The sequence below is a fragment of the Aeromonas intestinalis genome (genome assembly GCF_054052485.1).
Genome location: NZ_JBSTYK010000005.1, coordinates 268,679 through 295,068, shown reverse-complemented (window position 1 = coordinate 295,068; position 26,390 = coordinate 268,679). Strand labels below are relative to the sequence as shown.

The 26,390-nt window shown below is 61.7% G+C and carries 19 protein-coding genes; 12 read left to right on the top strand and 7 right to left on the bottom strand.

Annotation, left to right across the window (positions count from 1 at the left end; genetic code table 11):
* Positions 1–23: 23 nt before the first annotated feature.
* Complete coding sequence (locus ACW5W7_RS08885) at positions 24–7,166, top strand: Ig-like domain-containing protein (RefSeq protein ID WP_456501458.1); 7,143 nt, start codon at positions 24–26, stop codon at positions 7,164–7,166.
* Between the two features lie 260 nt (positions 7,167–7,426).
* Here ACW5W7_RS08885 and mdtH read toward each other — a convergent pair whose 3' ends face one another.
* Positions 7,427–8,620 carry a multidrug efflux MFS transporter MdtH gene (gene mdtH, locus ACW5W7_RS08880; protein WP_349919413.1) on the bottom strand — a complete coding sequence of 398 codons (1,194 nt, stop codon included), beginning with the start codon at positions 8,618–8,620 and terminating at the stop codon, positions 7,427–7,429.
* 207 nt (positions 8,621–8,827) lie between these two features.
* On the opposite strand from mdtH, the gene ACW5W7_RS08875 reads away from it, so the two are divergent.
* Entirely contained in the window at positions 8,828–9,721 is an 894-nt protein-coding gene (locus ACW5W7_RS08875; RefSeq protein WP_456501457.1) for a LysR family transcriptional regulator, read from the top strand.
* 62 nt (positions 9,722–9,783) lie between these two features.
* Here ACW5W7_RS08875 and ACW5W7_RS08870 read toward each other — a convergent pair whose 3' ends face one another.
* On the bottom strand, positions 9,784–11,553 hold the full coding sequence (locus tag ACW5W7_RS08870; RefSeq protein ID WP_456501456.1) for a M4 family metallopeptidase: 1,770 nt from the start codon (positions 11,551–11,553) through the stop codon (positions 9,784–9,786).
* Positions 11,554–11,903: 350 nt separating this feature from the next.
* Here ACW5W7_RS08870 and ACW5W7_RS08865 point away from each other — a divergent pair, with 350 nt between their 5' ends.
* The 8 genes from ACW5W7_RS08865 to putP all read left to right on the top strand — a co-directional run bounded on the left by ACW5W7_RS08865 (position 11,904) and on the right by putP (position 20,718).
* A complete protein-coding gene (locus ACW5W7_RS08865) occupies positions 11,904–12,461 on the top strand; it encodes a GNAT family N-acetyltransferase (protein ID WP_434663960.1) in 558 nt (185 codons plus the stop codon).
* The gene (locus tag ACW5W7_RS08860; RefSeq protein ID WP_349919409.1) at positions 12,458–13,009 is read left to right on the top strand and encodes a GNAT family N-acetyltransferase; all 552 of its coding nucleotides are present in this window, start codon (positions 12,458–12,460) and stop codon (positions 13,007–13,009) included. The genes ACW5W7_RS08865 and ACW5W7_RS08860 overlap by 4 nt, the downstream gene beginning before the upstream one ends.
* Positions 13,010–13,166: 157 nt before the next feature.
* Entirely contained in the window at positions 13,167–14,273 is a 1,107-nt protein-coding gene (locus ACW5W7_RS08855) for a 1-acyl-sn-glycerol-3-phosphate acyltransferase (RefSeq protein WP_456501455.1), read from the top strand.
* A 298-nt stretch (positions 14,274–14,571) separates the two neighbouring features.
* Complete coding sequence (locus ACW5W7_RS08850; RefSeq protein WP_456501454.1) at positions 14,572–15,042, top strand: YhcH/YjgK/YiaL family protein; 471 nt, start codon at positions 14,572–14,574, stop codon at positions 15,040–15,042.
* A gap of 219 nt (positions 15,043–15,261) precedes the next feature.
* Positions 15,262–16,461 (top strand): acetate kinase, encoded by a 1,200-nt coding sequence (locus ACW5W7_RS08845; protein WP_456501453.1) that lies wholly within the window; start codon positions 15,262–15,264, stop codon positions 16,459–16,461.
* 133 nt (positions 16,462–16,594) lie between these two features.
* Positions 16,595–17,851 carry a mechanosensitive ion channel family protein gene (locus ACW5W7_RS08840; RefSeq protein ID WP_456501452.1) on the top strand — a complete coding sequence of 419 codons (1,257 nt, stop codon included), beginning with the start codon at positions 16,595–16,597 and terminating at the stop codon, positions 17,849–17,851.
* 159 nt (positions 17,852–18,010) lie between these two features.
* Positions 18,011–18,937 (top strand): L,D-transpeptidase family protein, encoded by a 927-nt coding sequence (locus ACW5W7_RS08835; protein ID WP_349919400.1) that lies wholly within the window; start codon positions 18,011–18,013, stop codon positions 18,935–18,937.
* Between the two features lie 272 nt (positions 18,938–19,209).
* Positions 19,210–20,718, top strand: coding sequence for a sodium/proline symporter PutP (gene putP, locus ACW5W7_RS08830; RefSeq protein ID WP_349919398.1), 1,509 nt, complete (start codon positions 19,210–19,212; stop codon positions 20,716–20,718).
* A 76-nt stretch (positions 20,719–20,794) separates the two neighbouring features.
* On the opposite strand, the gene ACW5W7_RS08825 is transcribed toward putP, so the two are convergent.
* Together ACW5W7_RS08825 and ACW5W7_RS08820 are read right to left on the bottom strand one after the other, a co-directional pair.
* Positions 20,795–21,388: an MliC family protein gene (locus ACW5W7_RS08825; protein WP_456501451.1), complete on the bottom strand. Its 594-nt coding sequence runs from the start codon at positions 21,386–21,388 to the stop codon at positions 20,795–20,797.
* Between the two features lie 106 nt (positions 21,389–21,494).
* Complete coding sequence (locus ACW5W7_RS08820; RefSeq protein ID WP_349919396.1) at positions 21,495–21,857, bottom strand: DUF2061 domain-containing protein; 363 nt, start codon at positions 21,855–21,857, stop codon at positions 21,495–21,497.
* Positions 21,858–22,036: 179 nt separating this feature from the next.
* On the opposite strand from ACW5W7_RS08820, the gene ACW5W7_RS08815 reads away from it, so the two are divergent.
* Positions 22,037–22,327: a hypothetical protein gene (locus ACW5W7_RS08815; protein ID WP_456501450.1), complete on the top strand. Its 291-nt coding sequence runs from the start codon at positions 22,037–22,039 to the stop codon at positions 22,325–22,327.
* 15 nt (positions 22,328–22,342) lie between these two features.
* On the opposite strand, the gene ACW5W7_RS08810 is transcribed toward ACW5W7_RS08815, so the two are convergent.
* From ACW5W7_RS08810 to ACW5W7_RS08800, 3 genes are read right to left on the bottom strand one after another with little or no spacing between them, the layout of a single operon-like run.
* Entirely contained in the window at positions 22,343–23,197 is an 855-nt protein-coding gene (locus ACW5W7_RS08810) for a 23S rRNA (adenine(2030)-N(6))-methyltransferase RlmJ (RefSeq protein ID WP_456501449.1), read from the bottom strand.
* Positions 23,191–23,652, bottom strand: coding sequence for a DUF2390 domain-containing protein (locus ACW5W7_RS08805; RefSeq protein WP_456501448.1), 462 nt, complete (start codon positions 23,650–23,652; stop codon positions 23,191–23,193). The genes ACW5W7_RS08810 and ACW5W7_RS08805 overlap by 7 nt, the downstream gene beginning before the upstream one ends.
* Positions 23,645–25,555 carry an ABC transporter ATP-binding protein gene (locus ACW5W7_RS08800; RefSeq protein ID WP_456501447.1) on the bottom strand — a complete coding sequence of 637 codons (1,911 nt, stop codon included), beginning with the start codon at positions 25,553–25,555 and terminating at the stop codon, positions 23,645–23,647. The genes ACW5W7_RS08805 and ACW5W7_RS08800 overlap by 8 nt, the downstream gene beginning before the upstream one ends.
* A 154-nt stretch (positions 25,556–25,709) precedes the next feature.
* Here ACW5W7_RS08800 and ACW5W7_RS08795 point away from each other — a divergent pair, with 154 nt between their 5' ends.
* Positions 25,710–26,120, top strand: a complete 411-nt coding sequence (locus tag ACW5W7_RS08795) for a CBS domain-containing protein (protein WP_434663945.1) — start codon at positions 25,710–25,712, stop codon at positions 26,118–26,120.
* The last annotated feature ends 270 nt before the right edge of the window (positions 26,121–26,390 follow it).

The following is a 26,390-nucleotide window of genomic DNA, read 5'->3' as shown; positions in this document are numbered from 1 at the left end:
TCAACGTGCCGGGTAGCGACCTGGTGGCCGATGGCGACAAGGTGATCGACGCCACGGTCACCACCACCGACGCGGCGGGCAACAGCACCACGGCGGTCGATACCGAGGGGTACAGCGTGGACACCGGCGCGCCGAGCGTGGTGGTCGACATCGTGGATACCGCCCTGAACGTGGCCGACAAGGTCTCGAGCGTCACCTTCACCTTCAGCGAAGTGCCGGTCGGCTTTACCGCGGCCGACCTGACCGTGAGCGGTGGCACCATCAGCAACCTGGAACAAAGCATCAGCGATCCGAAAGTGTGGACCGCCACCTTTACCGCGACCGAGGGCTTCACCGGCACCGCCAGCGTGGCCGTGAAGGATGGCAGCTACACCGATACCGCCGGTAACCCGGGCAGCGCCGGCAGCGACAGCGTGGCCGTCGACACCCAGGCCCCGACCGCCAGCATCACCCTGGATGCCAACATCACTGCCGACGACGTGATCAACGCGGCCGAGTCCAAGCAGGACATCGCCGTGACCGGTCGTGTGGGGGGCGACGTGAAAGAGGGCGACACCGTCACCCTGACCGTCAACAGCAAGACCTTCACCGGTCTGGTCCTGGCCGACAAGACGTTCAGCATCAACGTGCCGGGTAGCGACCTGGTGGCCGATGGTGACAAGGTGATCGACGCCACGGTCACCACCACCGACGCGGCGGGCAACAGCACCACGGCGGCCGATACCGAGGGGTACAGCGTGGATACCGGTGCGCCGAGCGTGGTGGTCGACATCGTGGATACCGCCCTGAACGTGGCCGACAAGGTCTCGAGCGTCACCTTCACCTTCAGCGAAGTGCCGGTCGGCTTTACCGCGGCCGACCTGACCGTGAGCGGTGGCACCATCAGCAACCTGGAACAAAGCACCAGCGATCCGAAAGTGTGGACCGCCACCTTTACCGCGACCGAGGGCTTCACCGGCACCGCCAGCGTGGCGGTGAAGGAGGGCAGCTACACCGACGCCGCCGGTAACCCGGGCAGCGCCGGCAGCGACAGCGTGGCCGTCGACACCCAGGCCCCGACCGCCAGCATCACCCTGGATAGCAACATCACTGCCGACGACGTGATCAACGCGGCCGAGTCCAAGCAGGACATCGCCGTGACCGGTACCGTGGGGGGCGACGTGAAAGAGGGCGACACCGTCACCCTGACCGTCAACGGCAAGACCTTCACCGGTCTGGTCCTGGCCGACAAGACCTTCAGCATCAACGTGCCGGGTAGCGACCTGGTGGCCGATGGCGACAAGGTGATCGACGCCACGGTCACCACCACCGACGCGGCGGGCAACAGCACCACGGCGGCCGATACCGAGGGGTACAGCGTCGACACCCAGGGTCCGAGCGTGGTGGTCGACATCGTGGATACCGCGCTGAACGTGGCCGACAAGGTCTCGAGCGTCACCTTCACCTTCAGCGAAGTGCCGGTCGGCTTTACCGCCGCCGACCTGACTGTGAGCGGTGGCACCATCAGCAACCTGGAACAAAGCACCAGCGATCCGAAAGTGTGGACCGCCACCTTTACCGCGACCGAGGGCTTCACCGGCACCGCCAGCGTGGCCGTGAAGGATGGCAGCTACACCGATACCGCCGGTAACCCGGGCAGCGCCGGCAGCGACAGCGTGGCCGTCGACACCCAAGCGCCGAGTGCTCCGACCGTGGTCATCGTGGACGACGTCAATAACGACCAGATGTTGACCAAGACCGAGATCGGCAATGATCAAATCCAGGTGCGCGCTGGGGTCAATCACGCCGACCTAGTGGCGGGCGGCAAGGTGACGCTCACTATCAACAATGGTGGTGTGAACAGCAGTATCCAGTTGACGCTGAAAGCCGATGGCACCCTGCTGGCGAGCAATGGCAAGAGCTATGGCTATCAAAATGGCACCATCAGCTGGACCGAGACGACTCCGGCCAACGGCAAGTCGTTGATGGTGACGGCGACCCAGACAGACAAGGCGGGCAACCTCTCCCTGCCGGGCAGCGACAACGCGCAGATCCTGAATGAAGCGCCTGAGACTGCGAATAAACAGGCAAATGGTCAGGAAGATGCAACCAGCATCGCCATCCCGACCCTCAGTGGCAGCGACATCGATGGCAGTGTGGTGAGCTTCACCATTAAGAGTCTGCCGGCCAATGGCATCCTCTATCTAAACGGGGTGGCTGTGACGGTGGATCAGAGCATTACAGTGGCGGACGCTGGCAAGCTCACCTTCACTCCGGATGCCAACTGGAACGGCAATACCAGTTTCAACTACGCGGCTGTGGACAACGATGGTGCCGTGGATGCGAGCCCTGCGACCGTGACCATCAAGGTGGATGCTGTCAACGATCTGCCGACACTGAGCATCGACCAGGGTGCCGTGGTATCCGAAGAAGGCCTTGCCGGTGGTATTGCTGATACGGCGGGTAGCAGCGACACCACCAACAGTGTGGTTGCGAGCGGCAAGATCACCGTTGGCGATGTCGACAGTCAGGACGTACTGACCGTCAGTCTGAATGGGCCGACCGGTCTGACATCCGGCGGTGCTGCGGTGCAGTGGAGCTGGAATGCCGCAACCAAGGTACTGACCGGGTATACCGGCACACTGGGCGGTGCTGACTACAAGGCGATCATCGACGTCAAGCTGACGGCGCCGACCGGTGGCAGCAAGGGTGACTGGAGCTATGACGTGACCCTCAAGGCACCGCTTGATCACCCGGTCAAGGGCAGTGAGGATGTGCTCAACTTCCAGGTCGGTGTGACGGTGTCGGATGGCAAGGCGACCACTACGGGGAACCTGCCCATCTCGATAGAGGATGACTCGCCGATAGCGGGGGATTCCGCCGCCGTGTCTGTCACCAAGACGGATATCCCGGCCGCCCTGACGGGTGTGTTCGATCTGACCAAATACAGCGGCAATCAGAACTCTGTGGGGATGACGGGCTTTACCATCACGGCTCTGGGCTTCAAGTCGGCGACCGACTCGACCCTGGTTGCCGCGAATGTCAATGGCTCCAGCGCTGGGTTGGGGGTTTCCAGTGTGGCTGCCCCCTATCACAACATCGCCAACGAGATCGATTTCCGTCACTTCGCCAATGGCACTTCGGCTTCCGAGCAACTGATCATCAAGCTGGATGCGGGCAAGGTCGCCTACGGCGCCAATATTCAATTCAGCCAGATGTTCGGTGGCGAGCTGGAGAGCGGTGTGGTGGAGTTCTACCGCGGTGGCGTGCTGATCGGCACTCAGACCTTCAGCTCCAATGTCTCTGGCGGCGACTATGCCGGCAACTTCCAGGTGCAACAGGGCGGCTTCGACACCATGGTGATCAAGGCCACCAACAACGGCAATACCAACACTTCGGACAACAGTGACTTCACCGTCAAGAGCATCGAGTTCCTCGGTGCCAGTTCGGCTCAGGCCATCGCCTACGGCTCGGGTAGCGTCACACCCCAGTGGGGAGCCGATGGCAAGGGCGCGATGCAGCTGGTCGGCACAACCGAAACCGGGTTGACCACGGCCACCGGCAAGGCAATCACCACGACGCTGGAATCGGCCAATACCCTGGTTGGCAAGACCAGTGATGGCACCCTGGTGTTCCGTCTGGAGTTCACTCCGGCGACCGGCAAGTGGGAGTTCTTCCAGTACCAGAATATGTCCAAGCCGCTGGGTGATGGGGATATCGACTTCCAGTTCAAGGCAGTGGATGGGGATGGCGATGGCAGCATAGGGTCGTTTGCCACCAAGCCGCTGTTCACTCCCATAGTGCAGTCGGTCTCCAGCGAGAACGTGACCGAAGGCAGCAACCTGAGTCACCGGGTGATCCTGTCTGATGCAACCCAGGAGGTGACTCAGTATGACTTCGCCATCCAGGGCAGTGGTGCCAACCCGGCCTCCAGCCTCGACTGGGGAACGGCGCAGTTCAGCAATGGGGTGACCTACAACAGCGCGACCGGCAAGATCACTGTTCCTGCCGGCGTATCCGGCTTCACGGTGACCATTCCGACTCTGGACGATCGTCTGGTCGAGGCAAACGAGACCCTGTCGGTCACCATAGGTGGACAGACGGGCACGGGCACCATCACAGACAATGATCGCGCGCCGACCGCAGCAGGTGGTTACAGCTCAGGGCTGGAAGATCAGCCTCAGGTGCTGAAGTGGGCCCAGTTTGGTGCCAGCGACGATCAGGCGAACAGCGATCTGAGCGTGAAGATAGGCACTCTGCCCCTCAACGGTAAGCTGGAATATCTCAACGCCGCGGGTCAGTGGGTCGCCGTGAAAGCGGGGGATCTGATCTCCTACAGCGACATCGATACCGGCCATCTGCGCTTCGTGCCCGGGCTCAATGAATCGAGCACGATTGCGGCCAATGGCAACGGCACCTCGACTGGCAACAAGCAGGGGGATTACGCCAGCTTCAGCTATCAGGTCAGCGACGGCGCCAACCTCAGCAACAGTGGCAAGCTGGTGATCGATGTGGCGGCCGTGGCGGACAAGCCGACGGTCAACCTGACCCTGACCGGTAACGGCATACCGCTTTACAACCTGAGCTTCCCGAGTGCGAGTATCACGACGGAGCAATTCCAGTCCGGCAACTTCAACAAGACGGCCTTTGGCATCACCAACTCGCTGACCGATAGCAGCAGTGGTCAGGAACAGGTACTTGGCAACAGTGGCAACGACTATATCGTCAGCACTCACGGTGGTGGCGACCTGCTCTATGGTCAGGGGGGCAATGACATTCTGGTCGGCGGTAACGCAGCCCAGGGGGATTCCCTCTATGGTGGCGATGGCAACGATGTGCTGGTGTCCGGCCTTGGCAACGATGGTCTCTATGGTGGTGCCGGTACTGATATCGCCGTCCTGACGGGTAACCGTGCGGATTACGCCATCAAGAAGGGCAGTGGCTTCTCGACCAATGATCGCTGGTTCGATTTCTCGGTGACGGAGAAGGGGGGCGGGGTCACCAAGGCGCTGCACGACATCGAGTATGTCCAGTTCGCTGACGGCATCTACCAGATCAACCAGGATACGGGGGCGCTGACGCTGGTGCAGCCGAGCGTGGTCGACTATCCGGTGGAGCTGACGGCCTCTTTGAGTGACAGAGATGGCAGCGAAGTGTTCGACAGCCTGGTGCTGACCGGCATGCCACAGGGGACACAGCTCTATAACGGCGCCCAGCTGCTGGGTACCGCAGGCGCTGATGGCAAGATCACCCTGATCGCCGGCAATGGCCTGTGGAGCGCCAGTGCACTGGATGTGAAGCTGACCGGGCTGACTCTGCGCGTCCCCGGTGCCAGTGCCGGCCAGGTTGATCTCAAGGTCGAGGCCATCGCCAAGGAAGTGGGGACCGATCAGACCAGCTCGGCCACCGACGATGACAGCATCCGTTTGAGCTACTTCAACGCCACCGAAGGGGAGCCGGGCGACCAGAACCGGACCTTTGGCAGCGAGCACAATATCGTGGTGGGGGATCTGGATGGCAGCGTGGTGCTGTCGGGCCAGAACTACAATATCGCCTTCATGGTCGACAGCTCCGGCAGTATCGGCACCGATGCCATGAACACCATCAAGAACCAGCTGGCCCAGGTCTTCGCCAGCCTGAAGAACAGTGCCGGCACGGAAGGGGCGGGCAAGGTCAATATCTTCCTGGTGGACTTCGATACCCTGGCCAACAAGTCGGTCAGCGTGAACCTCAAGGATGCCAATGCCCTGAGCCAGCTGCAGACCATCCTTGACAGCATGGATGGCAGCAGCAACAACGGCGGTGGCACCAACTACGAGGATGTGTTCAAAACCACGGCCAACTGGTTCAACAGCTCGACCGTACAGAGCAACACCAATGCCAAGAACCTGACCTACTTCATTACCGATGGCAAGCCGACCTATTACCTGGATAGTGAAGGCAGCAACCCTCGTGTATTGAATTACTCGGGGAGCAGTAATGACGTTTATCTGAATACGGTTCTCGGTGGTAATTATGTTGTTGGGAAGGTTTATACCGCCAATGGCTATACCATCATCGATAGCAATGGGCGGGTATATGCCGCTGGTTCCGCGATTGGCTATATGCGTGCAGACGGCAAGGGTGGCTATACCTACTCGACCCTTGGCGGTAACGGGCAGGATTCGACCACTACCACCATCAACAACTCGGTAGCGGGCTTCGGGCTACTGACCGGGATGGGAGTGACCGTCGAGGCCATCGGGCTGGGGGCAAACATCTCCACCAATGACCTGAAGTCTTACGACTCAGACGGCGTGCTCAAGACCGGGGTCAACGCCTCGGATCTGGCCAACGCCATCCTCGGCACCTCGGTGAACAATCTGCCGGGAGCCGACCGCTTCGATGGCGGGGCCGGCGATGACATCCTGTTTGGCGATGCGGTGCACTTTGCCGGCATCAACGGGGAAGGCTATGCCGCCATCAAGAGCTATGTGGCGGCGCAGCTGGGCCGCAGCGATGTGCTGGATGCAGACGTACATCGCTATATTCAGGAGCATGCCAGCGACTTTGACCAGTCTTCGGCCAATGACAAGGCGGATGTGCTGCTGGGTGGGGATGGCAACGACATCCTGTTCGGTCAGGGTGGCAATGACTTCCTGTACGGCGGGGCCGGTAATGACATCCTGTTTGGCGGTAGCGGTGACGACAACCTGTTCGGCGAGAGTGGCAACGACACCCTCTATGGCGGGAGCGGCAACGACAACCTCGACGGTGGCGCTGGCAATGATCTGCTGAGCGGCGGTCTGGGCAATGACATCCTGCGTGGGGGGCTTGGCAACGACATCCTGACCGGGGATGCCGGCGCCGATACCTTCGTCTGGCAGAAGGGTGACACGACCCCTGGCATTGTGACCAAGGACTATGTCACCGATTTCTCCAAGGCCGAAGGGGACAAGCTGGATCTCAGCGATCTGCTGGATAGCGATGGCAGCAAGAACGAAAGTTCGCTCAAGAGCCTGCTCTCGGTGTTCCAGGACAGCGAAGGGGTGCATCTGCAGGTCAAGGAGAACAGCACTGCACCGGTGACGCAGGAGATAGTGCTGACGAACCACACCTTCGATACCCTGACCGGTGGCTCCGGCACCACGGCCAACCAGGTCATCGACTTCATGTTGCAAAACAATATGTTGGATATCGACAAGTAACCTTCTCGGGTGGAACAAAAAGCGGCAGAGCAATCTGCCGCTTTTTTTATGGGCTGGCTTGATGAGGGGAGCAGTCAACGGCGGTCATGGTTGCAATCCCGACCTTATCCGAAGATGCAGGGGAGGTTGACGGTGAGCGCGGATGAGTGTTGGTACCCCTGGGGTGCTCAGCGATGGACGAGCGGATAACAACAGGGGGCCGGGTGGTATAAACCGGCCCCCTGCTCATATCGATATGATGACGTGTTTGTCTTGCGGGCCTAGGCGCTGATGCTGGCGAGGCGGGAGCCGCGCTGGAAGCAGCTGACCAGCAGCAGGAAGGTGATGATGCCGACTGTGCCCAGCACCAGCCAGGGCAGCCAGGGTTGGCCCTGGGCATTGGCGTAGTCGTGCAGGGCGCCGCCGCTGACATAGCCGGTCATGCCGCCGAGCGCCAGCCCCAGCCGGCTGAAGCCCATGTAGCTGCCACGGGCCCCCGGCTGAGCAAGCTTGGTCATGAGAGTCTCCCGCGCCGGCTCGGCGATGACGATGCCCAGATAGAAGCAGGCCAGCAGCATGAAGACGGCGGGCAGGGTGGTGGCGAAGGCCACCAGTCCGATGCCGGCGGTCATCAGCAGCACCCCGGCCATCAGGCGATTCTCCAGCTTGAAATGGCGCTCCCCATAGCGGGCAAGGGGATAGAGCAGGGTCAGGGAGATGGCGGTCTCCAGGGTGTACATCCAGCCCACCGCCGTGGTGGTGCCCGCCATCTGCTTGACCAGGATGGGGAAGATCAGCATCACCTGCACCCAGAGCGCGTAGTAGCCGCTCAGGACCAGCACCACTCGGCAGAAGGCCTTGTCCGCCAGTACCTGGCCGAGACCTGCCCGGATCGGGGTGGGCCTCAGTGAGAGCTTGTAGGCGGGCAGGATCAGCAGGTTGCAGAGGGCCGCGCAGACGAAAAGCCCGGCTCCCAGCAGACAGACGTACTCGAAATCGAAGTTGAGCAGCCAACTGCCGAGCAGGGCCCCGGCCACGGCGCCGGCACTCTCCAGCATCATCAGCAATGAGATGTAGCGACCCCGCTCCCGGGGACGGGTGAACTTGATGACCAGGGCCGCGCGGGGGGGATCGAACAGGCAGCCGCCGAGCCCGGAGATGACGCAGGAGAGGATCAGATCCAGCCCTGTCTGGGCATAGGCCAAGCTGGCAAAGCCGGCAGCGCGCAGCAGCATGCCGCAGACGATGAGGGGGCGGGCGCCGAACTTGTCGGCAAGGGAGCCACCAAAGACCCCCAGCCCCTGCTGAGTCAGCTGACGCAGCCCCAGCGCCAGTCCGACCACGCCGGCTGCCCAGCCGAGTTGATCCACGAAGCGCAGGCTGATCATGGGCATGACCACGAAGAACCCCAGGATCACCAAGAGGGAATCCAATGCCAAGAACCACCGCCCCAACCGCCTTGCCCGCTCAACCATGACCCTTAGAACCTCTACTGCATCGAATATTGTATTTATGGTGTGTGTTGCCTGAATGGCGCCGTCACCAAACAGAGCCAAGGACGAAGATAAGTCCCTGGCTCGGCGGCGCTGTGGCCATTTCATGACATTTGATACTGCTATTCTGGAAGGGGGCCAGATATAGTGGTAGCCGACAACTGGCTATATTTCATATTGGATTTTGTTATGGCTATGACCCTCGATGATCTGCAATTGCTGCTGGATGTGGCCAACCGTGGCAGCTTCAGCAAGGTCGCCGCCATTCGCGGCTGGTCCCAACCCATGGTCAGCCAGCGGATCGCCGTGTTGGAACAGGCGCTGGGACAGCCCCTGTTCTTCCGTCATCGCCGGGGCGCGACCCCGACCCCGGCCTGCGAGCAGTTTCTGCCCGCCGCGAGCGCTGCCCTCAGCGCCCTGGAGGGAGGGAGGCTGGCAATGCAGGGAGCGCCCGCCCTGCCGCGCATCAAGTTGTCCTGCCTGCCGTCTCTCACCACCGTGGTTTTCGGGCCACTGCTGCTGGCCCTGGTGGATGAGGCGTTCGAGATCCGCTGCAACACGGATCACTCCGGCGTCATCATGCAGGAGCTGCTGACCGGTGAGACCGATGTGGGCTTCATCTTGAAATGCCCCGCCATCGCCGGCATCCAGCTCGAGCTGCTCTATCGCTCCCCCATCATCGCCGTGGCCAGCGCCGGTCACCCGTTGGCAGGCAAGCAGGGATTGACCCTGCAGGACATTGCCAACGAGCGGCTGGCCCCCCAGCAATGGGGCACCGGCTGTGACGAGCTGATCCTGCAGCTGCGGCTGCTGCGCCAGGTGGCGAGCCCGCTGCATGCCATCCAGCCCGCCAGCGCGGCGCGGGAGCTGGCACTGGAGCACGGCTTCATCACCCTGATGCCGGCGCTCGCCATCAGCCGGGATCTGGAGTTCGGCCGCTTGGTACAGTTGGACGTGGTGGATTTGCCGCCGGATCACTGGGACGTGATGATGGCCTGGCGCAGCGGCAAGCGACCGAACCGGGAGAAGGAGCGGGTTCTGGAGGCTGCCCGCACCCTGGCCAGGCGCTGGGCGGGACGCTGAACACCAAAAGAAAAGCGCCGGACAAGTCCGGCGCCTGAGTGAGTCAATCCCTTGGGACGGGATCAGTGGCTGGCTTTCAGGGTTACCCCGGAGAAGGCGCTGTAGGCGCTGAGCTGCACGTGCCAGGTGCCCGCCTTGGGGGCGTTCAGGGTGCAGGTCTCGGCGTTGCCGCTCTTGTAGGGACGGCAGTCATAGCTGGTGTTGGTCGGGGCCGATCCAAACTTCACATAGAGATCCGCATCCCCGCTGCCGCCGCTGCTGGCGATCACCAGCTGGCTCTTGCCGGCGGGCACGTCGATGGTGTAGCTCACCTTGCCCCCCTTGGCGGCGGCCAGACCGGTCACCGGTACACCGTTTTGCAGCACGCTGCCGGGCTGCGGTGTGGTGCCGCCACAGGTGGCGTTGATCCCGACCGTGGTGAAGGCCGCCGCCACATCGGTCAGGCTGTAGCCCAGATCCGTGGCCGCCTTGGTCACGCCGCAGGCGCCCTGATCGTAGGTGGTGTTGGCACCCCAGTAGAGGCGGTTGGCCAGCACGAACACCTCGAATGCCTTGCGGGTATTCCAGCCGCTGGTGTTGGCCAGCAGGTAGAAGGCACGGTTGTAGACCCCCGAGCTGTGGTGCACGTCGATGCCGTCATAGTAATCGCTGGCATGGCCGATGGACTTGCCATCCCGGGTCGGATCCTCGAAGTAGCGCAGTGAGCCGTTGCCCTTGAAGATCTGGGCTCCCACCAGCCAGTCGTTGCTGCCCTTCATGTAGTTTTCGGCCGCTTCTCCCGCCATGTCGGAGAAGGCCTCGTTGATGCCGCCTGACTGGCCGGAGTAGACCAGCCCCGAGTTCTGCTCGGTGAAGCCGTGGCTCACCTCGTGGGCGGCCACGTCCAGGCTCACCAGCGGATAGAAGGTGGTGGCGCCGTCACCGAAGGTCATCTGGCTGCCGTCCCAGAAGGCGTTCTCGTAGTTGCGGCTGTAGTGCACCCGCATCTTGAGCTTGAAGCTCAGCGGCGCCGTGTTGTACCAGTTGCGGTACATGTCGAACACCACGTTGCCGAAGTAGTGGGCATCGTTGAGGGGGGAGTAGGCGCCGTTGATCTCCTTGACCGTGTTCTCCGGGCAGGTGAACTGGTGCACGGCACCGCCCGAGGTGGCGTGGTTCAGGTTGATGGTATCCACGTTCGCGCTGCTCATGCGGCAGCTGTCGTCCACCTGCAGCGGGCCGTAGTCGGCGCCGTAGAAGTACTTGCCGGTCTTGGTGTTGCCACCGGGGCCGGTGGCGTCCTTGTGGTTGATCCCCTCCCAGCGCTTGAGCTCGCTGCCGCTCTGGGCATCGATCACCACGAAGGGACGGCTGGGCTCGTCGCTTGCCGCGAGCCAGGAGACCAGGTAGACCAGGCGGGCCTGACCGGCCTCATCCTGCATCACGAACAGCTTGACCCGCTCGTTGCTGCCCTTGGCGCCGGCGCGGGCCTTGCTCGCGGCATCGGCGGGGGTGAGGGTGGCAGCGGGGCTCGCCAAATCGGCGTCTATCTGGCGCAGGATCTGGCCGGACACCTGACTGACCTGGCCACCGAGAGACTGCTCGGCGACCAGCACCTGGCCCCAGACCGGGATGCCGCGCCAGGTCTGCTCATAGCGCACCCGTTGCTGGCCGTTGGGCAGCTTGACGACCCGCACCTGGCGGTACTCCCCCTCTCCGGCCAGGGCACCGACACCGGCGGCCCCGCTTGGTGCCCCCTGGATGCCGGCAACCTGATTCACTTCCACCTGTTCTGCCGCCATGGCGGCGCTTCCCCAGCAGGCCAGTACCACGGCCAAATAAACTTTGTTCATCTCGTCTTTCCTTAAGTCGATGAAGAGTGCATTCCGGGTCTCTTGCCCGGCATTCCTACACTAGTGGGACGGTTTGAAATTGCGCCCTGTTAGTTGTGACAGGGCAGCATAAATAGGCAGTGAAAGTGACTGTTGCCACCTACTAAATCTGCCATATGCCAAATTGCTGGTTTTTTGTTCCAAAAAAGAGGGGCAGTGATCTGGGCGTCGAATCCTGGCCCGGATGGGGGTGTCCATATGGGGGTTGCCGGCCGGGTTCTCGTACTGAAAGTCCTTGGCAGACAATGGCTTGATTGACTACATTGGCCCTCATGACGGCTCATGGGGAGCCACAAGGGAGGAGAAAACGGATGTTTTCATGGCAACTGGATGATGAGCTGTCGCTGCTGTTTCTGCAGCCCGATATGGCCAGCGAGCTGTTCGGCCTCTGCCAGCGCAACCGTGACTACCTGACCCAATGGCTGCCCTGGGTGCCCTATATCCAGCAACCGGCCGACACGGCCACCTTCATTCGCCACGCCATCGAGAAGTTCGCCCGCGGCGAGGGGCTCACTACCGCCATCGAGTATCAGGGGGAGGTGGTGGGGATTATCGGCTACAACCAGATCGATGCCGCCCTCGGCAAGGTCACCATCGGCTACTGGCTGGCGGAGCGCTGGCAGGGCAACGGCATCATCACCCGGGCCTGCCAGGCGATGATCCATCACGCCTTCGAGGAGATGGGGATGGAGAAGGTGGAGATCAGCGCCGCCACCGAGAACGACGCCAGCCGGGCGGTATGCGAGCGGCTTGGCATGGAGCAGGAGGGGATCATCCGCCGTGCCGAGCGATTGGCCGACAGGGTGGTGGATCACGTCCACTATGGCCTCTTGCGGGACGACTGGCTGCGCCAGCGGGAGCATCCATGAGTCTGCCCGTCATCCAGACCGCCCGCACCCGGCTGACCGTGCTGACCCCGGAGCGGGCCGATCTGATGCTGGATTTCTATCTGCGCAATCGCACCCATCTGCAGGCCTGGGAGCCCGCGCGGGACGAGAGTTTCTATACCCTGGATCACTGGCGCCTGCGGCTGCGGGACGGCTACAGCCAGTTCTTCGATGGCAGCGCTCTGCAACTGGTGGCGCTCGACCCCAAGGGGGAGCGGGTGCTCGCCACCTGCAACTTCACCCACATCGTGATGGGCATGTTCAAGGCCTGCCATCTCGGCTATGCGGTGGACAAGGCTCACGAAGGGCAGGGGTTGATGCAGGAGGTGGTGGCCGCCGCTATCGAGCATCTGTTTCGCGAGCTCGGCCTGCACCGCGTCATGGCGAGCTACATGCCAGCGAATGAGCGCAGCGGCGCCCTGCTCGCGCGCCTCGGTTTCGAGCGGGAAGGCTATGCCCGGGATTACCTGATGATCAACGGCCGCTGGGAGGATCACGTCCTCACGGCGCTGATCAATCCCGCGGTTTAAGCCCGAAAACGGGGCCTGATCCTGGCTTTTTCGGGATCGGTCGCACTATCTGTGCGCTGCTCATACCCCTGACCCCAAAAGCGTGTAAAATTGCGCCCTGAATTTTTGCCCGGCCAGCTGCTGCTGGCCGCGATCCCATACTTGCAAGGCTGACATTGTGACTGACGTAGACAGATTCGCGGACATTCGCCCCTATCGCGATGACGAAGTGCCGGCAGCCATCGAGCGACTGATCCAGGATGATGAGTTTATCGGTGCCATCGCCAAATACCGTTTCGGCTCCCTGATGAGCTGGCTGGGTTGGGCCATTCGCCCGCTGATCCGCCAGTTCCTGCGCCACAAGTGGGCCAAGGTGACCACGGTGCGCCAGGTGCAGCTGGGGGTGACCCGCTACATGAGCCGCATGATAGCGACCTCCACCCAGGGGGTGACCTTCTCCGGCCTCGAGCACCTGAAGAAGGAGCAGGGCTACCTGTTCGTCTCCAATCACAGGGATATCGCCATGGATCCCGCCTTCGTCAACTGGGGGCTGCACACCCACGGTTTCGATACCGTGCGCATCGCCATCGGTGACAACCTGCTGCGCAAGCCCTGCGCCACCGAGCTGATGAAGCTGAACAAGAGTTTCATCGTCAAACGCTCCGCCAAGGGGCCGCGGGAGATGATGAAGATGCTCGGGGAGCTGTCGGCCTACATCGGCCAGTCGGTGCACGAGGGGCACTCCATCTGGATCGCCCAGAAAGAGGGTCGTGCCAAGGACGGGGATGACAAGACGGATCCCGCCATCCTCAAGATGTTCTACGTGGACGGCAAGAAGCAGAAGATCGAGTTCGTCGACTACATGCGCAGCCTCAACATAGTGCCGGTCAGCATCAGCTACGAGCTGGATCCCACCGACAAGGCCAAGGCGCGGGAGCTGTACGAGAAGTCCGTCAACGGCAGCTACGAGAAAGGGGAGTTCGAGGACATCGAGAGCATCGTCGCCGGTATCGTCGGCCAGAAGGGGCGGGTTCATGTCTCCTTCGGCGCCCCCATCACCGAGGGCTTCAGCGATCCGGACGAACTCGCCGCCCTGATCGACAAGGCCATCTGGGGCAGCTATCTACTCTTCCCCGGCAACTATCTGGCGGCAGATGTGCCTGGCAAGGCCAGCACCATCGAGCAGACCGCCTTCCTGACTCGCCAGTCAGAGGTGCCAGAAGAGTACAAGCACATCTGGCGTCAGATGTATGCGAAACCGGTCGAGAATGCCAAAAAGGCTTGAATGAGGCTGGTTGGACAGAAAAAACGGGAGCTGATGCTCCCGTTTTTGCGTCTGGTCAAAGTCGGGGGCAATTCGCTAGTGAATAATATTGTTTCAGCTGGTACGATCATCTGGCGAGTGAGCGGTTATTTCTTGGCAAACGTCGAAAAACTGTGCAACAGTGATCCGGCGCCCATTTGATGAACATGCTCCTTCTGGTCTGCACGGATAGCAGACGGCGCTGGACAAGGACCTTTGACGGGTCCTTTTTTATTGGCAGACGAAGATAGACGGCGAATACACCTAAGGAAGCACCGCGATGATCACCGGCAGTCTGGATACCTTGCAACGCACTCCCTTGCCCGCTCCCCTGGCCCGCATCATGGCGGACGTGGTGAAGAGCGTCCCGCACTGGCTGGAGGCTCCCCTCGGCAAGACCGAGATCGATGGCATGCGGCTGTTCTGCCTGGTGAGTGAGGAGCTGACCGAGCCAGTCACAGCGCGCCGCGGCGAGTTTCACGAGCAGTATCTGGACATCCAGCTGCTGTTGCGCGGTGAAGAGTGGATCGGAGTAGGCCCTCATGCCTATGAATGTGAAGGGGCCGATCATCCCCATCCCGATCTCTGGTTCGTCGACGACGAACAGACCAGTTATCTGGCGTTGCAGCCCGGCCACTTCGCCATCTTCTGGCCGGGAGAACTGCATCGCCCTCTTTGTACCCTGACCACCCCGGGTTTGGTGAAAAAATTGGTGGTCAAGGTTCACAAGGATCTGCTGGCAGGCCTGTAGCCGCCAGTCGCGGGTGCCGAGGTGCCCGCCCGGGACGAGGCCGCCGTCAGTGGCTCGCCCAGCCCCTCATGAGTGCAGCGCGCCTGCGGCCTGCACCGAGCGAATTGAAAAATTGGACGCACTTTCCTGCGACCATAAGCCCCCGGCAGGGGAATCCCATCCTTGTTTGGATGACACGACACTGTCGGCATCAAGCCGAAGCACAGGAAGATGTAGAACATGAGCAAGTTGGTATTGATCCTTAACTGCGGTAGCTCTTCCCTGAAATTTGCCGTAATGGACGCCGAAACAGGCGAGGACATGCTGTCCGGCCTGGCCGAATGTTTCAACCTGGATGATGCACGCATCAAGTGGAAACTCCACGGGGTCAAGGGCGAAGCCATGCTGGGAGCGGGTGCCGCTCACCAGGAAGCCCTCGACCACATCGTGGGTCAGATCCTGCCCCAGGACCCTGCCCTGGCCGAACAACTGGTGGCCATCGGTCACCGCATCGTGCATGGCGGCGAGCAGTTCTCCCGCTCCGTGCGCATCGATGACGGCGTGATCGCCGGTATCGAAGCCGCCATCCCGTTCGCCCCCCTGCACAACCCGGCTCACCTCATTGGCATCCGTGCCGCCCTGAAGGTGTTCCCGGCCCTGGCCGAGAAGAACGTGGCCGTATTCGACACCGCCTTCCACCAGACCCTGCCGCAAGAGGCCTACCTCTACGCGCTGCCCTACAAGCTGTATGAAGAGCACGGCATCCGTCGCTACGGCGCCCACGGTACCTCCCACCGCTTCATCGCCGAAGAGACCGCCAAGGCGCTGGGCAAACCGTTGTCCGAGCTCAACATGATCAACTGCCACCTGGGCAACGGCGCTTCCGTCTGCGCCATCCGTGGCGGCGAGTCGGTCGATACCTCCATGGGGCTGACCCCGCTGGAAGGGCTGGCCATGGGCACCCGCTGCGGTGACATCGATCCTGCCATCGTGTTCTTCATGCACGACAACCTGGGTTACAGCGTGGATCAGATCAACCACTGCCTGACCCGCGAATCCGGCCTGCTGGGCATGACGGAGGCGAGCAGCGACTGCCGCTATGTCACCACCAACTACGCCACCGATGACGGGGCCAAGCGTGCGCTGGACGTGTTCACCTACCGGGTGGCCAAGTACGTCGGCGCCTATGCCGCCGCCATGGACGGTCGTCTGGATGCCCTGGTGTTCACCGGCGGCATCGGCGAGAACGCCGCCATGGTGCGCGAGATGGTGCTGGCCCGTCTGGCCCTGTTCGGCTTCAAGGTGGACAAGGAGGCGAACAACGCCGCCGTGCTGGGTGGGGAGGGTCGCATCACCACCGCAGACAGCCCGCTGGCACTGGTGATGCCCACCAACGAAGAGCTGGTGATCGCCCGCGATGCCCTGAGCCTGGTTGGCTGATGCCATCTTGCTGAATCACAACGCCCGGCCTGTGCCGGGCGTTGTCGTTTTGGGCTCGGCCTGAGCGTTTTGTCATTTGACATGACGGGCGAGATAAGTACCCTGACAGGCTGTTTCATGAGTGGAGGTTGGGATGAAAGACGCGTTTTTTCACTGGTTGGGTAGCATGGGGATCGAAGTCAGCAATCTGATGGCCCTGGTGATTGCCCTGAGTTTCATTCTCCTGACCTCGCTGGTGTTGCATCTGGTGCTGCACCGGGTGCTGCTGGTGCGCCTGGTGGCGTTGCTCGGCAAGACCAAGCAGATGTGGTTGCCACCCCAGTTGCGGCAGCGCCTGTTCCACCGCCTCGCCTTCGTGCTGCAGGGGGCCGTGCTGTTCGGTCAGGCGGAGATCTGGTTGCCACGGGCCTCCGACAGCCTGATGCTGATCGAGACCGTAACTCAGCTCTGGATCCTGCTGTTCCTGCTGCTCTCCCTGTTTGCCCTGCTCGACTGCATGCTCTCCCTCAGCCGCAACACCCGGATAGGGCGGGATCTGCCCCTGCGCGGCATCTTCCAGGGGGTGAAACTGGTGGGCAGCATCCTGGTGGGCATCCTGATGATTGCCCTGCTGCTGGGCAAGTCCCCGGTGATCCTGTTCAGCGGCTTGGGGGCCATGACCGCGGTATTGATGTTGGTGTTCAAGGATCCCATCCTGGGTCTGGTCGCCGGCATCCAGCTCTCCGCCAACCGCATGCTCAGCGTCGGCGACTGGCTGCAGATGGACAAATACGGGGCGGATGGCGAGGTGACCGACATCGGCCTCACCACGGTCAAGGTGTCAAACTGGGACAAGACCATCACCACCATTCCCACCTATGCCCTCATCTCGGATTCGTTCAAGAACTGGCAGGGGATGACGGAGTCCGGCGGGCGTCGCATCAAGCGCAGCGTCAACATTGACATGACCAGCGTGCGCTTCCTGACGCCGGACGAGCAGGTGGCCTTGAAGCAGGCCAAGCTGCTGGCCCCCTATCTCAGTCGCAAGGAGCAGGAGCTGAGCAGCTACAACCAGCAGCTCAGCGAGGCGATCAACTACCCCATCAACGGCCGTCACCTCACCAACCTGGGGACCCTGCGGGCCTATCTGGATGCCTATCTGCGGGCTCATCCCAATATCCGCAAGGACATGACCCTGATGGTGCGCCAGCTGGCCCCGACCAGCGAGGGGATCCCGCTGGAGATCTACTGCTTCACGGCGACCACCGCCTGGGCCGAGTACGAAGGGATACAGGCCGATATTTTCGACCACCTATTTGCCATTATTGGGCAGTTTCATCTGCGGTTGCACCAATCGCCAACAGGTTATGATATGCGCCTCTGGCAACGGGAGATGGCAGGCAACGACTAGGGGACGGGGTTATGGGTCAGCGCTTAATATCCGCGCATTTGCCGGTTGAATTTTTACCCGCATGGGAGAAAAATGGCGGCCTTCTCCGGGCCCCTGGAGCGCCCTGTTGCGCCCAATCGGACCGGAGCACTGACTCACCTTATCCATGACGGGAATCCTATGAAGCTTCTTCACGCCACTGCCGCCACGCTCTGCTGCAGTTTCATCCTGGCTGCGGCACCCGCCCTGGCCGTCGAGTATGTCCTGCCTGCGGCCAACAGCCGTCTGGTGGGCGAGAACACGGAGTACGTGGTGCCCGCCGAGGAAGGCGGCCAGCCCCTGGAGACGGTGGCGGCCAAATTCCAGCTGGGGTTGACTAACATGCTGGAAGCCAACCCCAAGGCGGATCCCCTGTTGGTGCAGGCCGGTGACAAGCTCGTCGTACCTCATCAGCTGATCCTGCCGGATGCGCCGCGGGAGGGGATCGTCATCAACGTGGCGGAGATGCGCCTCTATTACTACCCCAAGGGCAAGAAGGTGGTGGAAGTGCTGCCCATCGGCATCGGCCAGCTCGGTACCGATACCCCGGAGAACTGGGTGACCAGCGTGCAGCGCAAGAAAGAGGGCCCGACCTGGACCCCGACTGCCAAGATGCACGCCGAATACGCCGCCCGTGGCGAGACTCTGCCCGCGGTCTGGCCGGCGGGCCCGGACAACCCCATGGGGCTGTTCGCGCTCTACATCGGCAAGATGTACGCCATCCACGGCACCAATGCCCAGTTCGGCATCGGCCTGCGGGTGAGCCACGGCTGCGTGCGCCTGCGTAACGATGACATCGAGTACCTGTTCAAGCAGGTGCCGGTCGGTACGCGCGTGCAGTTCATCAACCAGCCGATGAAGGCATCCCTCGAACCCGATGGTCACCGCTATCTGGAAGTGCACCAGCCCCTCTCCCGGGATGAGGCCGAGTTCAACTCCAGCATGCCGGCCCCCCTGCCCATGACGCCTGAAGTGACTCGCTTCATCGCTCACGCCGACAGCGATTCCCAGCTGGTGAAACAGGCGCTGGAACAGCGCAGTGGCATGCCCATCGCCATCAACCGCTGATCCCAACAGCGCAACAAAAAGCCCCGGCCTCTGGCCGGGGCTTTTTTATGTCCATCCAGCCGGGTTGCTGGGATAAGTCATTGTGGCAGTGGCATAATATCTGGCTAATTCATCCCTGAGTGGTTAATTAGTTAGTGTGAAAACGTTTTTATTGTGTTTTTTATTTGTTAAAAACAGTTGAGCTTATGGGATCTGCTGATTACTCTAGGCCGGTTTTTTAAGGAAGAGCCCGTCGTCAGAACGGGTACAAAGTCACATTACGGAGTTTTTGCATGACAGCTAGCACCCCAATGCTTATCACCTTCCTGGTGTACATCCTCGGGATGGTGCTGATCGGCTTCATCGCCTATCGCGCCACTCGCAACTTCGACGATTACATTCTCGGCGGACGCCGCATGGGGAGCTGGGTCACCGCCCTCTCCGCCGGTGCGTCCGATATGAGTGGCTGGTTGTTGATGGGCCTGCCGGGCGCCGTCTTCATCGGCGGCATCTCCGAGAGCTGGATCGCCATCGGCCTGGTCATCGGCGCCTACTTCAACTGGCGCTGGGTCGCCGGTCGGCTGCGGGTTCACACCGAGAAGAACCGCAACGCTTTGACCCTGCCGGACTACTTCACCTACCGCTTCGAAGACAAGAGCCGGGTGCTGCGCATCCTCTCCGCCCTGGTGATCCTGCTGTTCTTCACCATCTACTGCGCCTCCGGCGTGGTGGCCGGTGCTCGCCTGTTCGAGAGCACCTTCGGCATGGATTACAACACCGCCCTCTGGGTCGGTGCCGCGGCCACCATCACCTACACCTTCTTCGGCGGCTTCCTCGCGGTGAGCTGGACCGATACGGTGCAGGCCACCCTGATGATCTTCGCCCTGATCCTGACCCCGGTGTTCGTCATCATCGCCGTCGGCGGCATCGACACCGCCATGGTGCAGGTGGCGGCGCAGAACGCCAGCAACCTCGACATGTTCAAGAACCTGGACTTCATCGCCATCATCTCCCTGATGGCTTGGGGCCTCGGGTACTTCGGCCAGCCCCACATCCTGGCGCGCTTCATGGCGGCGGATTCCCACCACTCCATGGCCAGCGCCCGTCGCATCAGCATGACCTGGATGGTGCTGTGCCTCGGCGGCGCCGTGGCCATCGGCTTCTTCGGTCTCTCCTACTTCAGCACCTTCACCGAGCAGGCGGCCGGCGTCACCGGCAACCCGGAGCGGGTCTTCATCGAGCTCTCCAAGATCCTGTTCAACCCCTGGATTGCGGGCGTGCTGCTCTCCGCCATCCTGGCGGCGGTGATGAGTACTCTCAGCTGTCAATTACTGGTCTGCTCCAGCGCCATCACGGAAGACCTCTACAAGCCCTTCCTGCGCAAGAACGCCTCCCAGAAGGAGCTGGTCTGGGTCGGTCGCCTGATGGTGCTGCTGATCGCCGTGATTGCCATCGCCGTGGCCGTGAATCCGGAGAACCGGGTACTGGGTCTGGTGAGCTATGCCTGGGCCGGTTTCGGTGCCGCCTTCGGTCCCGTGGTATTGCTCTCCGTGCTCTGGTCACGCATGACCCGCAACGGCGCCCTGGCGGGCATGCTGGTCGGTGCCCTGACCGTCATCGTCTGGAAGCAGTTCGGCTGGCTGGGTCTGTATGAGATCATCCCGGGCTTCCTCTTCTCCGCCCTGGCCATCGTGGTGTTCAGCCTGCTGGACAAGGCTCCCTCCAAGGCCATGCTGGATCGCTTCGACGAAGCTGAGCGCGAGTTCAACACGCCTGCCCTCGAGCCGGTCGCGGTGAAATAACCCCGCTTGCCAAGGTCAATGTCGATAACAAAAAGCCCCGCACTGCGGGGCTTTTTCATGCCGGTGATGGCGTTGTCTATTCATCGCTGCCCTTGCCCAATTCCTGGCAGGAGAGCTTGGGCTCGCCATAGCGTTCGAGCATGGCCTCCTTGCCCTTGGTCCAGAAGCTGAGGTTCTGTCCCTCGTAGTGGGCACCGCTGCCGCTGGGCACCTGATAGGCCAGTACCTGCTGATCCGGCCCCAGGTTGATGACGGAGACGGGCAACTTGGTGTCGTTGTAGAAGTAGGCGGTCACGGTCAGATCCTTGCCGCATTGGTAGAGGATGGGGGCGGGTACCGTCTGCTGGCCTCCCTTTATCTGCAGCTCGGTGATGCGGGTCTGGTAGCTCGCTTCGATGCACTTGCCGGGGTCCGTATCCTTCCAGCATTCGTTGCGTCCCTTGATCCAGCCGCGCTGCAGCGCCTGCTCCGTCTTCACCTGTTCGGGGGAGAAGTTGGCGATGGCCTTGGGATAGAGAGCTGCGAGCTCGTTGTCCAGGGCGGCCAGACCGGCATCCTGGCAGATAAGCTGTTCGGCGCTGCCGTGAGCCTTGGTGCAGTCGAAGGAGGGGGTGGCGGCCTGGGTGAGCGGTGGCATCAGCAAGAGGGTGCCAAGCAATAGCTTGTTCATGAGAAAAGGCTCCAACGTGAGGGACGACCCGCATACTAGAGCACAATCTGGCGGGGCCGCCGAGGCTTTTCTTGCCCCAGGCGGCCTTTGCTGCGAAAGGGGAGGATCAGGCCAGGGCGGGTTGCTGGCGGGCGCGCCACAGCCGCTCGTGGAAGAAGAACACCACGGTATTGACGGTGGGTTCCAGCATGGCCATGACACCGCCGGTGAGCAGTTCGCCACTCAGCAGGTAGGCGACCCCGAAGGCCACCGAGAAGTGGACGACGGCGAAGCTGCTGGTCTTGGCCTGCAGGCTGTGATTGGGCTTGAACTTGTGCCAGCCCAGATCGTGGAAGTAGAAGGCGACCGTGTTGACGGCGGGCTCGACGAGGGCGATCAGGCTGGCGGTCAGCAGCTCACCGGTCAGCAGGTAAGCCAAAGTGAAGGCGACGGTGAAGTGCAGGCAGGCGAAGCTGATGGTCTTGAGCATGATGATGACTCCCTCTGGTGATGAGAAGAGTATGCCTCGGAAATTAGTTAAATGAAAATAATTCTCATTTATTGTTGTGATAGGGAAAAACTATCGGCCTGGTGGTGGCTGCCAGATGGGGGCTTGCCGGGGGAGCGCTGATTGTTACACTGGTTTTTTCCATGAAAAAAGGAGTTTTCATGAATATCAGTTCTACCTTGGCTGCATATTTCATTCTGCTGCTGATGGTGATCGTCGGCTTTATCGCCTATCGGCTTTATCGCCTATCGGCTGGCGCGCCGCAAGAGCGAGCATCCCAAGCTCATCACCATTCTGTGCGTCATCCTCTGCCTGTTTCCGCCCATGGCGCTGCTGGCGCTGGTGATCCTGGCCCTGTGGCGGGACAAGCCGGTGCTTCAATCGTCAGGACTGCAATGAGGCTGAGCCAAGAAACCCAGGCCAATAAAAAAGCCCCGCGAGGGGCTTTTTGACGTGCAGGCGAGGCGTTATTCCTCGATTTTGTTGAGCCACTCCACCCTGTACTGGGCGCCGGCGCCCTGGGCCAGCTTGGCGCACAGGGGCTTCAAGAAAGCCTCGATCTGTTCGGCCAGCATCCAGGGGGGGCTGATGATCAACATGCCGGAGCCGTTCATGCCCCAATCTGCGGTCTGACCCGCCACTTCCAGCTCGGCCACCAGCACATTGCCGAAGTTCTCCCGCTTGATGGCTTTGAGCATGTCGCGGGACTTGTCCGCCTCCTGCCCCAGGATGGGATACCAGAGCGCATAGATGCCGGTCGCCCAGCGTTTCTGTGCCTTTTTGAGGGTATCGACCACGGCGAAGTAGTCTTCCTTGAGCTCATAGGGCGGATCGATCAGCACCAGACCGCGGCGCGGAGTCGGCGGCAGCAGGGCCACCAGTCCCTCGAAGCCGTCACGGTGGTGCACGGCGACGCGGGGGTCATAACCCATGTTGGCGCGCAGGTCCTCCACCTCGTTGTTGTGCAGCTCCATCAGCGCCAGCTTGTCCTGCTCGCGCAGCAGACGGCGGGAGAGCTCGGGGGAACCGGGATAGGTGTGCAGCTCACCGCTCTGGTTCATCTCCCCGATGACGCCCAGATAGGGGGCCATGGCGGCCCATTGGCTCCGCTCGTCCCACAGCCGGCCTATGCCGTCGACATATTCGGCCTTCTTCTGGGACCAGTCGCCGCGCAGATCGTAGAGACCGCCGCCGGCATGGGTATCCAGCACGATGAAGGGCTTCTCCTTCTTCTTGAGGGACTCGATGATCAGGGCCTGGATGGCGTGTTTGAGGACGTCGGCATGGTTGCCGGCGTGAAAGGCGTGGCGATAGCTCAGCATATTAGGTCTCTGAGGGGACCCTGCTGGGCCCCCAATATCGTTAGATAGTTCAACAGGTTGTGGCTCTCTCCCCGATACAGGGGCAGGGCGCGCAGGGTTTGCAGCAAGACGCCCTGTTGCAGCCGCTCCAGCTCCAGCTCGTGGGCCAGCATGGTCTGGTACTCAGTCTCATCGAGCCGGGACTTGGCATTTTGGCGCAGGGTGCGCCAGGGCGTCAGCACCGCCTCCGTCTGGATCAGGGCCGGCTGCAGGGCCCCCAGATCCACGACTATGCCGTCCAGGTCCAGCCGGTGCAGCAGCAGGGCCAGGTTGACGTTGCCGCCGAGTGTCTGCACCTGCAACCAGTCCTGACTGCGCTGGCCGTAATGCTTGCCGCTCCAGTGCCAGAAGTCGACGGGGCTCGGCAGCGCGTGGCAGGGGACCCGCTCGTCCGTCATGGTCGCCGTGTCACGCAAAGAAGGCTTGCTCCTGGCTCTCCAGATCTTCCGAGAGGCTCATCCACTCGAGTTCCACCCCTTCCAGCTCCTCCTTGAGAGGCCCCTGGGATTTGAGCAGCTCGGAGAGCCTGGGCTTGGCGCTCTCCTCGTAGATGGCGGGATCCGCCAGCTGGCTCTCGATATCGGCGAGCCTGGCTTGCAGCTTCTCCATGTTGGCCTCGAGCTTCTCGAGCTTCTGGCGAAGGGGCCGCGTCGCTTGCCGGAATTCCGCCTCGCGTCGTTTCTGATCCTTGCGCGCCACCGCCGAGTTGGCAGAGGCGGGGGCGTCCCCTTGCCTGGCGCTGGACTCTTTGTCCTGCTCGCCCAGCCACTTGTGGTAATCGTCCAGATCCCCGTCGAAGGGCTCGACCCGGCCGCCGTGCACCAGATAGAAGTCATCGGTGGTGGTGCGCAGCAGGTGGCGATCGTGGGAGACCACCACCATGGCCCCTTCGAAGCCTTGCAGCGCCATGGTCAGGGCGTGGCGCATCTCCAGATCCAGGTGGTTGGTCGGTTCATCCAGGAGCAGCAGGTTGGGTTTCTGCCAGGTGATGAGGGCCAGCACCAGCCGCGCCTTCTCGCCGCCGGAGAAGGGGGCGACTTTGTCCAGTGCCTTGTCGCCGTGGAAGCCGAAGCTGCCGAGGTAGTTGCGCAGCTCCTGCTCGGTCTTGTCCGGCGCGAGGCGCGCCAGGTGATCGAGGGGGGTGTCATCGAGGCGCAGGGTTTCGAGCTGATGCTGGGCGAAGTAGCCGATGCTGACCCCGGCGCTCACCTCCAGCTTGCCCGACAGGGGCGGGTTGCTGCCGGACAGCATCTTGATGAAGGTGGACTTGCCCGCGCCGTTGCGCCCCAAGAGGCCAATGCGCGAACCCGGCACCAGGTTGAGTTTGATCTTCTCCAGGATCACCTTGTCACCGTAACCGGCGCAGAGGTTCTCCATGGCGATGAGGGGGGTCGGCAGGGCTGAGGGCTCGCGAAACTCGAAGCTGAACTCGGAGTCGGCGTGGGCGGGCAGGATCTTCTCCATCCGCTCCATGGCTTTCAACCGGCTCTGGGCCTGACGGGCCTTGGAGGCCTTGTAGCGGAAGCGGTCCACATAGGCCTGCATGTGGGACATCTCCCGCAGCTGCTTCTCGTACATGGACTGCTGCTGGGCGAGGTGCTCGGCTCGCTGCAGTTCGAAGTCGGAGTAACCGCCGCTGTATTCGTTCAGCTTGCCGTTTTCGATGTGGATGATGCGATTCACCACGGAGTCGAGGAAGTCGCGGTCGTGGGAGATCAGCACCAGGGTGCCCTGATAGCCCTTGAGCCACTTCTCCAGCCAGATGACGGCGTCGAGATCCAGGTGGTTGGTAGGTTCATCCAAGAGCAGTAGATCGGAGCGGCACAGCAGGGCCTGGGCCAGGTTCAGGCGCATGCGCCAGCCACCGGAGAAACTCTTCACCGGTGAGGCGAGCTGATCGCCCCCAAAGCCGAGGCCGTGCAGCAGCTCGGCGGCGCGGGCGCGGATGCTGTAGGCACCGATGGTGTCGAGTTTGCCGTGCAGTTCTGCCACCGCCAGGCCATCGTCATCTTTCTCTGCCTGGGCGAGGCGGGCTTCCAGGGCGCGAAACTCCCTGTCGCCGTCGATCACGTATTCGAGGGCCGAGCAGTCCAGCGCCGGGGTCTCCTGGGCCACCCCCGCAATCTGCCAGCCGGCGGGCAGGCTGAAGCTGCCGTTGTCGATGGCCAGCTCACCCCGCACCAGCGCAAAGAAGGTGGACTTGCCACAGCCGTTCTTGCCCACCAGACCCACCTTGTGGCCGGGATGTATGGTGGCGGAGGCGTTGTCCAGCAGCGTGCGGCCGCCGCGGATCAGTTCGATTTGACTGGCAACTATCATGGGTTGGATCTGCTTGATTCGAATGAAAGGGAGAAACTGGCGCGGATTTTACGTGAAATGGCACCAATATGCACTGGAGGCGGGGGGCGCCGACTGGTTGCGGACAGAAAAACGTGCCATAACAGAGACATCAGTCAGGTAGCAGGAGGCAGGCATGCTGGTGAGAGAGATCATGACGACCCGGATCGCAACGGTTTCCATGGATGACAGGCTCAATGTCATCAAGGAGATCTTCGATGCGGCCCACTTTCGCCACCTGCTGGTGCTGGAGGAGGACGTGCTGGTCGGGGTCATTTCGGACAGAGACATGCTGCGGGCCATCAGCCCCTATCTGGATACCGATGCGGAGATGACCCGCGATACCGAAACCCTCAATCGTCGCGCCCACCAGATCATGAGCCGCCACCCCGTCACCATCTCCCCGGACAAGACCCTGCAGGCCGCCGCCAGGCTGATGCTGGAGAAACATGTCTCCTGTCTGCCGGTGCTGGAAGAGGGCGCCCTGGTGGGGATCGTCAGCTGGAAAGATCTGCTCGGCGTCATGCAGGCATGGGAGCCTATCTGAATGGCGAGGGGACATCATAAAGGAGATGCTTTTCTCACCATGGGGATGCTATGGTTGTCGATATAAACGACTGCCATCTCCTTTCTTAATTATTCATTTGCTTCGATTAAATTCATTTTTTTAGATTTAAATGTCGACACATGTCAATGGTGGCGACACTTTGTGTCGGAAAAAATAGCCTTCCCGTGGTGTTTTCGAATTAATCATCCGTCGCTTCAGTTCCAGTCAAGGTTTCCGGATCTACCCTAGGTCATCGGAACATAAACCCGA

Coding starts and splice junctions, on each gene's coding strand:
- mdtH (WP_349919413.1), bottom strand. CDS start 8,620: ATGGTTGAGCGGGCAAGGCGGTTGGGGCGGTGGTTCTTGGCATTGGAT.
- ACW5W7_RS08875 (WP_456501457.1), top strand. CDS start 8,828: ATGGCTATGACCCTCGATGATCTGCAATTGCTGCTGGATGTGGCCAAC.
- ACW5W7_RS08870 (WP_456501456.1), bottom strand. CDS start 11,553: ATGAACAAAGTTTATTTGGCCGTGGTACTGGCCTGCTGGGGAAGCGCC.
- ACW5W7_RS08865 (WP_434663960.1), top strand. CDS start 11,904: ATGTTTTCATGGCAACTGGATGATGAGCTGTCGCTGCTGTTTCTGCAG.
- ACW5W7_RS08860 (WP_349919409.1), top strand. CDS start 12,458: ATGAGTCTGCCCGTCATCCAGACCGCCCGCACCCGGCTGACCGTGCTG.
- ACW5W7_RS08850 (WP_456501454.1), top strand. CDS start 14,572: ATGATCACCGGCAGTCTGGATACCTTGCAACGCACTCCCTTGCCCGCT.
- ACW5W7_RS08845 (WP_456501453.1), top strand. CDS start 15,262: ATGAGCAAGTTGGTATTGATCCTTAACTGCGGTAGCTCTTCCCTGAAA.
- ACW5W7_RS08840 (WP_456501452.1), top strand. CDS start 16,595: ATGAAAGACGCGTTTTTTCACTGGTTGGGTAGCATGGGGATCGAAGTC.
- ACW5W7_RS08835 (WP_349919400.1), top strand. CDS start 18,011: ATGAAGCTTCTTCACGCCACTGCCGCCACGCTCTGCTGCAGTTTCATC.
- putP (WP_349919398.1), top strand. CDS start 19,210: ATGACAGCTAGCACCCCAATGCTTATCACCTTCCTGGTGTACATCCTC.
- ACW5W7_RS08825 (WP_456501451.1), bottom strand. CDS start 21,388: ATGAACAAGCTATTGCTTGGCACCCTCTTGCTGATGCCACCGCTCACC.
- ACW5W7_RS08820 (WP_349919396.1), bottom strand. CDS start 21,857: ATGCTCAAGACCATCAGCTTCGCCTGCCTGCACTTCACCGTCGCCTTC.
- ACW5W7_RS08815 (WP_456501450.1), top strand. CDS start 22,037: ATGAATATCAGTTCTACCTTGGCTGCATATTTCATTCTGCTGCTGATG.
- ACW5W7_RS08810 (WP_456501449.1), bottom strand. CDS start 23,197: ATGCTGAGCTATCGCCACGCCTTTCACGCCGGCAACCATGCCGACGTC.
- ACW5W7_RS08800 (WP_456501447.1), bottom strand. CDS start 25,555: ATGATAGTTGCCAGTCAAATCGAACTGATCCGCGGCGGCCGCACGCTG.
- ACW5W7_RS08795 (WP_434663945.1), top strand. CDS start 25,710: ATGCTGGTGAGAGAGATCATGACGACCCGGATCGCAACGGTTTCCATG.